Below are 14052 nucleotides of genomic sequence, written 5' to 3'. Positions count from 1 at the left end.
TATATAAAAGGGGAAAAATTAATTCCCCTTTTATTTTTGTCATTACTCTCTTATCTTAACTGGCTATCTTTACTACCACGTCGATTATATAGGTTTAGCTCTTTAGCTTGTTGTTTATCAAACTCTTGCTGACAGTTAATGCAATATCTAACCCCTAGCAATGCTTTACGCCTTGCTTCAGAAATGGGTTCACCACACTCTTCACAGAACTCTGAACTCTGCTGATTTGGGTTTAAATTTAATTGTTGTTTAGCATGCTCTACTGCATCAGCAATACTACTTTCAATTTGCTCACTCACGGCATCATCAGATGCCCAGCCACTAGCCATAACTATAACCTCCAATTTATTGAGGATACTTATTATATGGTTACTTGTTAGTCACTTTTCAATAATCTAATAATAAAAAAACCGCTATTTCAAAAAAATAGCGGCTATTGGGAAACAAAACCTATTAAATTATTGGCGAACACCTTCAATCGATAAAGTCATTTCTACTGTTTCGCTAGCAGGGCCTAAGTCATAATTAATACCAAAATCTTTTAACTTAAGTGTCGTAGTACCAGAGAAACCTGCGCGGTAGCCACCCCATGGATCTTTACCTTCACCAATAAACTCAGCATTAATCGTAATGGGTTTAGTAACACCATGTAATGTTAGATTACCTTCAATATCAAATTTGTTATCTTGTTTAGGTATTACTTTTGTAGAAACAAAACTTGCTTGTGGGAATTTTGCAACATTTAATAGATCAGCTGAGCTAATGTGCTCATTACGCTTTTCATGGTTAGTATCAACACTTTTAGTATTGATGACCACATTTACTTTATCTGCTGCAGGGTTAGCTTTATCATAAGTAAAAGTACCTGAGAAATCTCTAAAGGTTCCATAGAGCCAGCTATAACCTAAATGATTAATACGGAAGTTAACAAAAGCATGTTGTCCTTCTTGATCAATCTTATAATTAGCTGCATTAACAAATGGTGCTGCAACTGCTAACAAACTGGTGATAGCTGTTGTGATGATGGCTTTCTTAAACATAAATTATCCTTGTAAATATTAATTAATAATAATGGATAGCAGTTTATTTATGATTAGCTAATAAATAAATAGTCAAATAGGTTTAGACTGTTCCAATTATGGAATAATTACTCTAACTGCTCTTTAGGATAAATAAAAAAATGGAGCTAATTAGCTCCATTTTTTATATATTATTTATCATACCCTAGATTGGGTGCTAACCAACGCTCTATATCCTCAATAGGCATATTTTTACGTTTAGCATAGTTCTCTACTTGATCTTGATAAATTTTACCTACCCCAAAGTATTTAGCCTGAGGATTAGCAAAGAACCAACCACTAATAGCAGCCGTAGGCCACATTGCATAGTTTTCAGTAAGTGTTACTTTACTTTGATTATTCTTATCTAATAATTCAAATAAGGTAGCTTTTTCAGTATGATCTGGACAAGCTGGATAACCTGGTGCAGGTCTTATGCCTTGATATTGTTCTTTAATTAACGCTTCATTATCTAATGTTTCATCCGCAGCATAGCCCCAATAGGTTTTACGCACTTGTGCATGTAACCATTCGGTACAAGCTTCTACAAAACGATCAGCTAAGGCTTTAACCATAATGGCATTATAATCATCTTGCTTAGCTTCATAGTGTGCCACTAGTTCATTGACACCAATACCTGCCGTTACAATAAAGCCTCCCATATAATCAGTGATGCCAGTTTCTTTAGGAGCAATAAAATCAGCTAAGGAATAACTTTTAGTGCCTTCTGCTTTAATTTGTTGTTGGCGTAGATGATGTAATATAGTGACCGTTTGGCCATTTTCATCATAAAGTTCAATATCATCATGATTAACTTGATTAGCAGCCCAAAAACCAAAAGTTGCACGTGCTTTAATCAATTTACCATCAACTATCATTTGCAACATTTGCTGAGCATCGTGAAATAATTTTGTGGCCTCTTCCCCTACTACCTCATCAGTGAGTATACGAGGATATTTACCTGCTAAATCCCAAGAAATAAAGAAAGGTGTCCAATCAATATAATCTACCAAAGCAGCTAAATCGATATCCTCTAGCACCTTAGTACCAATAAACTGTGGTTTAGTCGGGGTAAAATCTTGCCAATCAATTTGTGGTTTATTAGCAATAGCTTCGTTATAAGAAAGATATTTAGCCGTTTGACTACGTTTACTCATTCTTTCTCTAATTTGTTGATACTCTTCACGGGTTTTAGCCACTAAATCTGGTTTCATTTCCTTAGACAGTAATTGAGTAGCTACGCCCACCGCACGAGAGGCATCAGAAGTATAAATAGCGATATCATTTTGGTATTGTGGTTCAATTTTTACCCCAGTATGGGCTTTAGAAGTAGTAGCGCCACCAATCATTAACGGTATCTTAAAACCTTGCCGTTGCATTTCTTTGGCTACATGTACCATTTCATCTAATGAGGGAGTAATTAGCCCTGATAAACCAATAATATCAACTTTCTCATCAATAGCGGCTTGCAGGATTTTCTCACAGGGTACCATCACCCCTAAATCAACAATATCATAACCATTACAGCCTAGTACTACACCCACAATATTTTTACCAATATCGTGTACATCACCTTTTACGGTAGCAAGCAGAATTTTACCTTTGGCCTCTTTTTTATCACCCTTTTCTGCTTCAATAAAAGGTACAAGATGAGCCACTGACTGCTTCATTACTCGAGCAGATTTCACAACCTGTGGTAAAAACATCTTACCATCACCAAACAAGTCCCCTACAATATTCATCCCTGCCATTAAGGGGCCTTCAATTACTTCAATGGGGCGCTTACATTGCAAACGGCATTCTTCCGTATCCTCTACAATATAAGTAGTGATTCCTTTTACTAAAGCATATTCAAGACGCTTAGCTACAGGTAAATTACGCCATTCTTCTGTTTCAGTTTCTTTAGTCGCACCATCACCACGATATTTTTCAGCAACTTCTAATAATGCTTCAGTTCCCTGAGTATTACGATTAAGAATAACATCTTCTACTCTATCTCTAAGCTCTTGTGGAATATCATCATAAATGGCTAATTGTCCCGCGTTGACAATCCCCATGGTTAAGCCATTTTTAATGGCATAGTATAAAAATACCGAGTGAATTGCTTCACGTACTGGGTTATTACCACGAAAAGAGAATGAAACGTTAGAAACACCACCAGAAGTTAGAGCATGAGGTAAGTTGTCACGAATATAAGCGCAGGCATTAATAAAATCTACAGCATAATTATTATGTTCTTCTATGCCTGTAGCTACCGCAAAGATATTAGCATCAAAAATAATATCTTCTGCTGGAAAACCTACTTCATTCACTAAAATATCATAGGAACGTTTACAAATTTCTTTCTTACGCGCTTCAGTATCAGCCTGCCCCTGTTCATCAAAGGCCATTACAATAACAGCTGCACCATAACGTTTACAAAGCTTAGCATGGTGTAAGAAAGGCTCTATGCCCTCTTTTAAACTAATCGAATTAACAATTCCTTTACCTTGAATACACTTTAACCCTGCTTCGATTACTTCCCATTTAGAGGAATCAACCATAATGGGTACACGGGAGATATCAGGTTCAGAAGCTACCATATTTAAGAAAGTAACCATTGCGGCTTGTGAATCAAGCATACCTTCATCCATATTAATATCGATGATTTGTGCACCTGACTCTACTTGCTGTTGCGCTACTTCTAAAGCCTCTGCATAGTTACCTTCACGAATTAAGCGAGCAAATTTAGCCGAACCTGTAATATTAGTACGCTCTCCCACATTTACAAATAATGAATCACGGGTAATATTAAAAGGCTCTAACCCTGCTAAACGACAAGCTTTTGGAATTTCAGGAATCTGACGTGGTGCTATATTGCTTACAATTTCAGCAATGGCTTTAATATGTGCAGGGCTGGTACCACAACAACCACCGACAATATTTAAATAGCCTGCTTCAGCAAACTCTTTAATAATAGCTGACATTTGTTCTGGTAATTCATCATACTCACCAAAAGCATTGGGTAAACCAGCATTTGGATGAGCAGAAATATAGGTATCTGCCTTATCTGAAAGCTCTGATAAATAAGGACGTAACTCTTGAGCACCCAATGCACAGTTAAGCCCTACAGAAATAGGGTTAGCATGTCGAATAGAATTCCAGAAAGCCTCTGTTGTTTGACCTGATAAAGTACGACCAGAAGCATCCGTAATAGTCCCTGAGATCATAATAGGTAATGTAACACCTAGCTCTTCAAATACACCTTGTACCGCAAAAATAGCCGCTTTAGCATTTAAGGTATCAAAGATAGTTTCTATTAGAATAAAGTCTGCACCACCTTCAACAAGCCCTTTGGTGGATTCCGTATAGTTTTCTACTAGCTCATCAAAACTAATATTACGAAAACCTGGATTATTTACATCAGGTGAAATAGAACAGGTGCGACTAGTAGGGCCTAATACACCTGCTACAAATCTTGGTTTATCCGGTGTTTCTAATGTCTTTTGATCAGCTACTTGGCGAGCGATACGAGCGCCTTCAAAATTCAACTCATAAACCAAGCTCTCCATACCATAATCAGCTTGAGAAACATTAGTTGAATTAAAGGTATTGGTTTCTAAAATATCAGCGCCAGCATCTAAATACGCTTTTTCAATCTCTGCAATAATATTGGGTTGAGAAAGTAACAATAAATCATTATTGCCTTTTACATCCATGGGCCAATCAGCAAAGCGCTCACCACGATAATCCTTTTCTTCTAACTTATAGCTTTGAATCATGGTTCCCATTCCACCATCAAGAATAAGAATACGATTTTTTAAAGCTTCTTGAAAAGCTACAAGACGGGCTGCACGATCTAACATTACAACAATACCTAATAGGAAACTGGTTAAAACTGTCTATTATAATGAATTATCAATCAGATTAAACAAAACATTGACTATTTATTAGTTATAAACATATATTTAAACAAGTAACCACCCTATCTATTTATTCTTTCTTAATTTTTATCAATGCAAAAATTCTTTTGAAATCATATAATATAGAATCAGGATCAAGAAATTTAAATCTTTTGATTTTGATAACAACAATAAATATCACCCCCACATTTAAGGATATACTATGAAAAAGATTTTATTAGGTTTAATTGTTGCTTCTTTCTCTGCCTCAGTTATGGCTGCTGAATTAGTTACAGAATGCCAAGACTATTTTAAAGAAGCTGATGCTGCGTTAGAAGCTTCATTAGAAGCAATTAAGGCACAGGGTCTAGATCCTGCAACAGTTAAAGCCCAATACGAGGCTTCAAAAACTCAATTCACTGCATTATCAGCAGACCAACAAAAGTCCGTTTGTAAGCAAGCATTAGATGCTTTAGAGCAAGCTAAAAAAGCTCAAGCAGACGCTGCTGCAGCTAAGAAATAAAAATATTACTTTCTTAAAGAAGGGTTTAGTTTAACTCTTCTTTAGGTATTCTCAACAAGATGACAAATCATTAGGCTATTTTGAATAAACTACTTTCAACCAAATAGTTATAGCAAATAATGAATTAATGGTGCTGCAATTAAATTAATTAATCCCATTAACACCATTGCTAAACCAGCTACCGAGCCTTCCCCAACACCCAACTCATTTGCTCTAGTAACCCCACAACCATGTGCACCTACACCAAAAATAGCCCCTCGCGCCAAGGTTGTTTTTAATGGCAGCCATTTCAGTAATATGCCACCTAACAAAGCGCCTAATACCCCCGTGATTAAAACAAAAACAGCAGCTAGCTCAGGCACACCACCTAAACTTTCAGCAACAGGCATCGCAAAGGGTGTGGTGATAGTGCGAGGTACAAGTGACATGGTTACTTTATCATCTAACGCTAATAAATGAGCTAGCCCAAATGAACTGATAATAGATAAAGTGCTACCCACCAGCATTCCTAAAGACAGAGCTAACCAATGTTGCATGATTAGTTTACGCTGTTTCCAAATAGGAATAGCAAAAGCTACTGTTGCAGGGCCTAACATTAATACAAGCCAGTGTGTGTTTTGCGAATATTCTTTATAGGTGGCATGTAATGGTACTGCAAATGCAAACAATACAATAGGAACAAACAATAAAGGCGATAAAATATAATAACGCTTACGTCTATACAACCAACGACTTAAAAAATAACTCAGCAATGTTAGTAATAGCCAAAGCCAAGGTTTCCACCACTCAATGACCATGTTTTTTTCTCCAGCGGCGCATTAAATTCCAACGATAAATAAGCTCTACAGTAATTGCTGTTCCTAACATCACTAGCACTGTACTGAGTAGAATAATTAGAATTATTTTCCATCCTTGATTCATAATCAGCGTACCATAATCAAGCAAACTCATTACTGCTGGTACAAAAAACAACAGCATTTCACCTAATAATAGTGCCGCTCCTCTCTGTAGTTGATCAGGACTCAACCAACCAGAAGCAAATACCATAAGTAATAATGCTAAACCAATAACACCTGGAGGAATCGAAAGATGAAACCAGACTACCAATTGCTTTCCTATAGCATAAAAAGCAATCAACACCGCTAACTCTGCTAACAACCGAGTTAACATAAAAATATACTGACGTTTCATAATAAATAATACATTGATAAGGGATATCACCTTTAACAGATGATATTAAAAAGCAGAATAGAATTAGCATAATTATTAATTATGCCTTTTTATTATAGCCCTAATTTTATAGCTAAAACAGTGAATTAATTAACTGTGAAGAAAAAATCACTTTTTACAAATAAAACTCGCCTAGCAAAATAAAATAACTCTTTATTTATAAATAGCTTATAATATCGAGTTTACTGCCTTCATACATAAGTATCAATAAGTATTAGTATTTTTCAAATAGCAATGGGGAACTAAACATTATAATTTTTGTCTACAGATTAGGCATTTTTTTGCCAATTATCACTCCTATATATAACCAATCTTGGTTAATAAAAATACCCTATAAATAAATTAGGATAATTATGAAAAAAAAGTCATTTAAAATTAGCCTTGCATGGCAAATATTAATAGCATTAATTTTAGGTATTACATTGGGGGCTATTCTTCACAATGTACCAACTGTACAACTTATTAATATCTTTGGATTTGAAAAAACTATTGTAAATCCTAATGTCACTTGGACTATAAATACTATCTTACAGCCTGCTGGTGATTTATTTATTCGTCTTATTAAAATGATTGTAGTACCTATTGTACTATCGTCCATTGTAGTGGGCGTTGCAGGTATAGGGGATTCTAAAAAGCTTGGACGTATAGGGGTTAAGACCATAGTTTATTTTGAAGTAATTACCACCATTGCTATTGTGGTAGGTATTACTTTTGCTAATGTTTTTCACCCTGGTACAGGTATTGATATTTCTACCTTAACACAAACTGATATCTCTCAATATGCTTCTGCTACCGCACAAGTTTCGCATGAAAATCATTTTGTACAAACCTTAATGTCTTTAGTACCTACCAATATCTTTGCCGCATTAATGCGTGGCGATATGTTGGCAATTATTTTCTTTGCAGTACTGTTTGGGGTTGCATTATCCTCTATTCCTGCGGCTAAAAGAGACCCCTTACTAAATATCTTTAGTGGTGTTTCAGAAACCATGTTTAAAGTAACTAATATTATTATGCTCTATGCGCCAGTGGGAGTTTTTGCATTAATTGCGGTTACTGTTAGTCAGTTTGGTTTTAGTTCATTATTGCCATTACTAAAATTAGTTTCCCTGGTTTATGCGGCTATTCTATTTTTCGCTATTGTGATATTTGGTATTGTGGCAAAAATTTGTGGCTTGAATATTTTTAAACTGATTTTAATCCTAAAAGATGAATTAATACTAGCCTACTCCACTTCAAGTTCTGAAACTGTACTTCCTCGTATTATGGAGAAAATGGAGCACTATGGTGCGCCAAGGTCTATCACTAGCTTTGTTATCCCTACAGGTTATTCTTTTAACTTAGATGGTTCGACCCTTTATCAAAGTATTGCTGCTATTTTTATTGCCCAACTATTTGGTTATAACCTGACAATTTGGCATGAAATTACCCTTGTTCTCACCCTAATGATTACCTCTAAGGGAATTGCAGGTGTACCAGGTGTTTCCTTTGTGGTTTTACTTGCCACTTTAGGCAGCGTGATTGATATGAAAGATGCTACCCTTGGTTTAGCCTTTATTGCAGGGGTTGACCGTATTATGGATATGGCACGTACCGCACTTAATGTGGTAGGTAACTCGCTAGCAGCCTTAGTAGTCGCTAAATGGGAAGGTCAGTTTGATGTTGAAAAATCTCTAGCCTACGAAAAACAAATGCTTCATCCTAAAGGCTAAATTCTCTTAGTTCTTTCTAAAAGCAGTATAGGTATTCTATACTGCTTTACAAATATCTTTCACAAATAAACTAAAACAAATTAGATAAGTACTATTGATATTGTCCTTTTATTATTAAGAGTGATTGTTTAGTTAAACACAACTCACACTCTATCAAGTCATTGAATATCCTCTTGCCACATATCAGCGTGCAATCAATGCGAACACACCCCACCCCAAATATTCACGTGTATATGTGACGTAACGTTTTGGTTCTAAAGTCAGTTGAGTTCGCACTTCTTTTGCAAAATCATCGTTCGGATTTGCTTCAAGCCATCGACGCATGGTGAGCCACTTGGCTGCCTCATACCTATCCCATCCTTCTTGGTCAGCCAGAACCATTTCCACAACATCATAATTAAGGTCACCAAAATAAGTAATAAGCTCTGGCAACATAACAAAGTCAGAAATAGACTCAGCACAGCAACCCTTAACAACATCTTCCGTTGGTGGCAACTGACGCCAGTAGGGTTCACCAATAAGGATTGTTCCACCCGTATGGAGACTCTTCGTCAGAAGCTCGATAGTGCCAGCAATCCCCCCACCAATCCACGTAGCACCGACACAGGCTGCTATATCAACCTTTTTATCAGCGATGTAACCAACAGCATTATCATGAATAAACTTAACTTGACCAGTGACTCCAAGTTCTTTAGCTCGAAGTTTTGCTTGCTTACTGAATAACTGGCTCATATCAATGCCAACACCAGTAATTCCATAATCACGCGCCCAAGTACACAGCATTTCGCCTGAACCGCTACCGAGATCCAGTACACTAGCTCCAGCATCTAAACGCAATACTGCACCAAGCGTAGCAAGTTTTTCTGCTGTAAATGGGTTGTGAATACGATGAGCACTCTCAGTAATATTGAAGATACGTGGGATGTCCAATGTAAAAACTCCTTTTACTAAATTGTACAATAACTGGAATATACCCTTAGTACCTATAGTAAACAAGGAGTTTTGATCATATTAAGATCAGCAAAGTTATTTAGTATCCATTTTTATAATTAAACTGCGTCTACTAAAGCTTCTTGTAGATTATTCGCTAATTTAACTATTTGCTCTGCTCTTTCATTATCGGCTGACCGATACCCTTTTAATAGCGAACACCAGTCTTGATGTGCTCGCGCTTTTTGTAAAGGTTTCGGTAATGTTTTCCACAGATGATGGTCTGTCACATTTAACTCAATCGCCTGATTAGCAGCATGACCACGTTTTACTAAAGCAGTTAATAAATAGCACTGACGAATAGCCAAAATCTGTAAAATAGCATCATCAACACCTAAAAATTGCTTACCTGTAAATTTGCCTACTAATTGATCTTTGTAATTAGAGAATGTTTGCCATGCACTGCCTGTAATAGCACCTAACAACGCAGCAGCTCCTAAGGTTAACCCTGCAAACATCAAATCCACACCTACACCTGCAACAGCTCCAGCAGCAGCACCTTTACCAATACTAAGGCTAAACTGTTTAATGGTTTCAGGGTTAAATAAATCATCATCAAAACGACCATCAATTAAGGGTAAGTTACCTGCAAAAGCGTCATCTTTTCTAAACTGATACAATGCTAACAAAGACTCAATACAATGTTGCTCACGCTTTCTTACTTTATCTTGTAAATTTTGCTTAGCCTCATTGATACTTTTTTCATCTGTAGCCACTAAAAAGCTGTAAGCAGCAATATCTATTAATAGCTCAGCAATTATTTTTAATCCTTGCTGATAACGCTCCACAGATTGTTGCTCATGATAACCAATAAGCTCTAATAGTTGTGGTCGAGCTTGTTCTAATAATAAGGCTAGCGTCTCATATAGGCGACGTTCACCATCCTCTGGTGGTGCAACACTATCAAATTGAACTAATGCATGTAACCCTAAACGTGCTAAAGCCCCTCGCCACTCTTCAGTACGATGATTATTATTGGCTACAAAATTCAGTACAGGTAATAATGGTTTACCTGTATCAATTAGAATTTCTAATTCATCTTTATATTTTGCTAGTACAGGCTCTCTTGCATCGATTACATACAATCCTGCATCAGATTGTAATAATTGCCTTAATACCTTAGCTTCTTGCTCAAAACGCAGTTTTGCCTCATTACTTTTTAAAAAACGTTCAATTCTCTCGGGGCCATCAAGTCTATCCCCTTGAGCCAACTGATCACAATAGTCTAGCAAACCAATAGCATCTTCTAAACCAGGGGTATCATATAGTTCTAATAATGGTTTACCTGCAATTAGTAATTTAGCACCCTCAACATGACGGGTAGTACTAGGTCGATGGGAGACCTCGCCAAAATGAGTATCACGAATTAAAGTTCGTAATAGTGAGGTTTTACCCACATTAGTGTGACCAACCAACGCAAGCACTAATGGCTTAGTCATGCTCTGCTCCTAACCATGCCAGTAAACTATCTTTATCTCCATACGCTAACTGCAATTGATCCAATGTTTGTTGCCAATCAGCGAGGCGTTGCGTATCAGTATCTTGCTCGACTAATAAGCATACCCTAGTTTCTGCTGCACAATGGGCTAACTCTGTAATCAATGCCAATGTTCCTCTATCCACAGAACGTCTGGGATCACAAACGATTAATAATTTAGCAACAGGGTTAATGGTTAACTGATCTAATAGCTGCTTACGTTGTTCTCTTGTTTCTATTAGCCCAGCATCCACTATATGTTCAGATAATGTAGCAGGTGGCCAAGGATAATTAGGCTCTAATTCTACCCCTACTAAGACAGCCCCTTTTTCTGACCAAGTAGCTGATGCTGCTGTTGGTTCTGACCAATGTGCTGGTATAGCATCCGTTACACCGATTATTTCAGTATCTGGTAATAACCGTGACTTTAATAAACTATAACTAGGTAACGATAAATCTAAACTAAGGCGTTTATAACCATATTGGCCAAAACTACTACAAAGAAAAAACAATACTAACCGAGGTAATATTCCATATACTACTAAAACACCTACTAACCAAGTGGCCCAAGTTTGTCTAGCAGTATCTGTCATTACCGCCATATCACCACTTTGCCTAACAAGCTCTTCACTAGGAATAGGAAAGCCTAATATATGAGGTAAAGTGCCTAAAACCTGTACTACAGTTACAAAACTATCGGCACTTAAAATAGTAGTTTGCCAAATAAAGCCATAACGTTGTGTAGCCAATAATAATAACAAACTAATTAAAGCAACTATTGAGGCTAATAACCATAACCCATTGGTTAACTTACCTAACCACCAACGCTCTAGTTTTCTTTGATGTAATAAACTAAGTAAGGCCGGCATTAACTGCACAACTTGCTTTTTACCTGTTAATTTACTGGTTAGCCACAAACTAAAACGACCTAATTGATTAACTGATTGCCCACCAACAAATGTGCCTGCTAACCAAATAATAAGCATTAATATATTTAGGCCCAGCAAACAACCAAGGGCGCTAAAAATATTAATAGTATGTTCTGCCGCTGAAAAGGTAGGTAATACTAGCCCTATACCAACAAAAATAGCTAATACACACAAAATACGCACAGACCAATGCATAGCAGTTAAAGCGCTTTGCTGTGCCAATAATAAATCTGTTTTATTGGCTAACCAGTGAGCACGTGCCACAATACGTGTTTGTAAGTCACCACCCGCTTTACGTGCTTGGCGCACAGCTTCACTATCTGCTAGTACTCCTTGTTGCTCTTCTTGCAAACGAATAGTTTCAGCTAACCATAGCTCATTAAAATGTTGTTGATTAGTTAGTTTAGCCACAATATTTATAAATAGCCTTTGCTAGACACATTAACTTATATTCTACTGCATCTGACTGAAAATATTGTGGATAAATATTTAAATTTTGTTTAAATATAATAAAAGAAATTTAAAGACATATATCTATTCTAGATAATTAATAAAGAAGGCGTATAGTTAAACTGTTAGAAATTTATAGGGTTAACTTATCTCCACTAACCAATGGGCATATAACCTATAAAGTTAATATAGAAGGTAAATACTATGAAATATGTCACTGTCACATTACACAATGCATTAGAACTATTAAACAGTAGTAAAGATTTAGTAGATATAAATGATATTGTGGAAGAAGTAGCAGACTTAACGCACTCTACTATTAAAGATAATACTAGCTTTGAATATAATGCAAATTACTTAGAAAAAATAAAAGGCAATGAATTTATGATCAAAGTATTAAGATTAGCTGAATACCGTATGGCACAAGTGAAAGCTTTATGGACAGAGTTTAAGCGAACCTAATTTACTTAGCATATAAACACGCTAACGCTCTAATTAGCTTTTGAGCTATGTGTGGTTGTAAAGGTTTTATTTTGCTTATATAACACAGTTAAAAAAAGGAGATTAATCTCCTTTTTTATATTTTGAATATTCGCATTATTGAGGTGTGACCTTTGGAAAATCTACCTCTGTTTCAGCCACATTATTCATATAATTCGTCCAAATATTAAGTGCCACATTTTGAACAATTTCTATAATTTCGGCATCGCTATAACCATGTTCATGGATATTTTGTAAATCTTGTGCTGAAACCTTGCCTTTCTTTTCTGCTACCTTCACCGCAAACTCAATAGCAGCTTTAGTTTTCTCATCATTAGAACTACCTTTACGGTTTGCTGCAATTTCAGCATCATCTACTTTCATTAAATTTTTGCTAATATAACTGTGAGCAGATAAACAATAAGAACAACCATTAATCTCAGCTAATGCTAATGAAATACCTTCACGAGTTTTTGCATGTAATTTACCCTTAGCTAAAGCTCCTGAAAGATTGACATAACCTTTTAATGCTACTGGGCTTAACGCTACTAAGCGATATAAATTAGGTACTTTACCTAGTTGTTTATTAACCGCTTCTAGCATCTCACGGGATTCTTCAGGTGCTGCATTAATATCAGCTGGAATATTAAATCTTGACATGTAATCTCCACAATATAGTTCATAATATGCTTAAATAAGACTAACTAATTAATACTTACCCCTTACCTCATCATATAATGAGATAAGAGGTATTAAAGCCCATTGCCTGTTATAACTATTAATCACTACACCTACTATAATCCTCTCTCACATTACAGCTAGCTATCAGCAAAAAGTCTAACAATACGATATAGAACTATCAGTTCATTTTCTCTCTAGACTTAGTGACAAAATAACAACATAACGTATTTTTATTGCTTTTAGCGGTTATAAAAATGCATGATTTAATTGTTACAAAACTTACTAAAATAGGAAAAGAACGCCCTATAAGACTACTAGATGTAATAGAGAGTGCTAATAGCGCTTGAGGCCTCTCCTCTACGAAGAACAAACTATGCATAATTTCCAAGGTATTGTAAAAAAGGACACTGCTAATGAAGTTTTACTAAGTAGTATTTCTAAATCTATCCCTTTACAAGATTACTTATCTTTTAATAAAGATGGTTACAGTGCCTATTGCAAAAAATATAACTCATATTGGTACTTGGTAGAAATTGGAGAACAACCAGAAGGGTATACAAATTTTATCGAAAGGTTAAAAAACTTATTAGATAATTAGCACTATCTCCCCTTTTAATAATATTTATAAAAAAGCCCTAGAT

At 36.0% G+C, this 14052-nt stretch carries 13 protein-coding genes; 4 read left to right on the top strand and 9 right to left on the bottom strand.

What is annotated here, in order from left to right; translation table 11 throughout:
* Positions 1-50 precede the first annotated feature (50 nt).
* The 3 genes from ACQVD9_RS08545 to metH form a co-directional block, all read right to left on the bottom strand.
* On the bottom strand, positions 51-329 hold the full coding sequence (locus tag ACQVD9_RS08545) for a DksA/TraR family C4-type zinc finger protein (protein ID WP_264745626.1): 279 nt from the start codon (positions 327-329) through the stop codon (positions 51-53).
* 129 nt (positions 330-458) lie between these two features.
* Positions 459-1040: a YceI family protein gene (locus tag ACQVD9_RS08540; RefSeq protein ID WP_264745625.1), complete on the bottom strand. Its 582-nt coding sequence runs from the start codon at positions 1038-1040 to the stop codon at positions 459-461.
* A gap of 170 nt (positions 1041-1210) precedes the next feature.
* Positions 1211-4903: a methionine synthase gene (gene metH, locus ACQVD9_RS08535; protein WP_264745624.1), complete on the bottom strand. Its 3693-nt coding sequence runs from the start codon at positions 4901-4903 to the stop codon at positions 1211-1213.
* 259 nt (positions 4904-5162) lie between these two features.
* Here metH and ACQVD9_RS08530 point away from each other — a divergent pair, with 259 nt between their 5' ends.
* Positions 5163-5462 carry a DUF5339 domain-containing protein gene (locus ACQVD9_RS08530; protein ID WP_264745623.1) on the top strand — a complete coding sequence of 100 codons (300 nt, stop codon included), beginning with the start codon at positions 5163-5165 and terminating at the stop codon, positions 5460-5462.
* A gap of 107 nt (positions 5463-5569) precedes the next feature.
* Here ACQVD9_RS08530 and ACQVD9_RS08525 read toward each other — a convergent pair whose 3' ends face one another.
* Both ACQVD9_RS08525 and ACQVD9_RS08520 read right to left on the bottom strand, forming a co-directional pair.
* Positions 5570-6259, bottom strand: coding sequence for an LrgB family protein (locus ACQVD9_RS08525; protein WP_264745622.1), 690 nt, complete (start codon positions 6257-6259; stop codon positions 5570-5572).
* Positions 6249-6653, bottom strand: coding sequence for a CidA/LrgA family protein (locus tag ACQVD9_RS08520; protein ID WP_264745621.1), 405 nt, complete (start codon positions 6651-6653; stop codon positions 6249-6251). Before ACQVD9_RS08520 ends, ACQVD9_RS08525 begins: the two co-directional genes overlap by 11 nt.
* Before the next feature lie 392 nt (positions 6654-7045).
* Between ACQVD9_RS08520 and gltP the strand changes: the two genes are divergently transcribed.
* The gene (gene gltP, locus ACQVD9_RS08515; protein ID WP_319804732.1) at positions 7046-8404 is read left to right on the top strand and encodes a glutamate/aspartate:proton symporter GltP; all 1359 of its coding nucleotides are present in this window, start codon (positions 7046-7048) and stop codon (positions 8402-8404) included.
* 183 nt (positions 8405-8587) lie between these two features.
* Here gltP and ACQVD9_RS08510 read toward each other — a convergent pair whose 3' ends face one another.
* The 3 genes from ACQVD9_RS08510 to ACQVD9_RS08500 all read right to left on the bottom strand — a co-directional run bounded on the left by ACQVD9_RS08510 (position 8588) and on the right by ACQVD9_RS08500 (position 12211).
* Positions 8588-9334, bottom strand: a complete 747-nt coding sequence (locus tag ACQVD9_RS08510) for an SAM-dependent methyltransferase (protein ID WP_264745620.1) — start codon at positions 9332-9334, stop codon at positions 8588-8590.
* 119 nt (positions 9335-9453) lie between these two features.
* Positions 9454-10833 carry a DUF3482 domain-containing protein gene (locus ACQVD9_RS08505; RefSeq protein ID WP_264745619.1) on the bottom strand — a complete coding sequence of 460 codons (1380 nt, stop codon included), beginning with the start codon at positions 10831-10833 and terminating at the stop codon, positions 9454-9456.
* Positions 10826-12211: a DUF2868 domain-containing protein gene (locus ACQVD9_RS08500; protein WP_264745618.1), complete on the bottom strand. Its 1386-nt coding sequence runs from the start codon at positions 12209-12211 to the stop codon at positions 10826-10828. The genes ACQVD9_RS08505 and ACQVD9_RS08500 overlap by 8 nt, the downstream gene beginning before the upstream one ends.
* A 243-nt stretch (positions 12212-12454) precedes the next feature.
* Here ACQVD9_RS08500 and ACQVD9_RS08495 point away from each other — a divergent pair, with 243 nt between their 5' ends.
* The gene (locus ACQVD9_RS08495) at positions 12455-12712 is read left to right on the top strand and encodes a hypothetical protein (RefSeq protein WP_264745617.1); all 258 of its coding nucleotides are present in this window, start codon (positions 12455-12457) and stop codon (positions 12710-12712) included.
* Between the two features lie 135 nt (positions 12713-12847).
* On the opposite strand, the gene ACQVD9_RS08490 is transcribed toward ACQVD9_RS08495, so the two are convergent.
* Positions 12848-13390, bottom strand: a complete 543-nt coding sequence (locus ACQVD9_RS08490) for a carboxymuconolactone decarboxylase family protein (RefSeq protein WP_264745616.1) — start codon at positions 13388-13390, stop codon at positions 12848-12850.
* A 394-nt stretch (positions 13391-13784) separates the two neighbouring features.
* Here ACQVD9_RS08490 and ACQVD9_RS08485 point away from each other — a divergent pair, with 394 nt between their 5' ends.
* Positions 13785-14009, top strand: coding sequence for a hypothetical protein (locus tag ACQVD9_RS08485; protein ID WP_264745615.1), 225 nt, complete (start codon positions 13785-13787; stop codon positions 14007-14009).
* Positions 14010-14052 lie beyond the last annotated feature (43 nt).

It is taken from the genome of Entomomonas sp. E7T21 (genome assembly GCF_058693955.1).
This window is presented reverse-complemented; position numbering and strand designations above follow the sequence as displayed.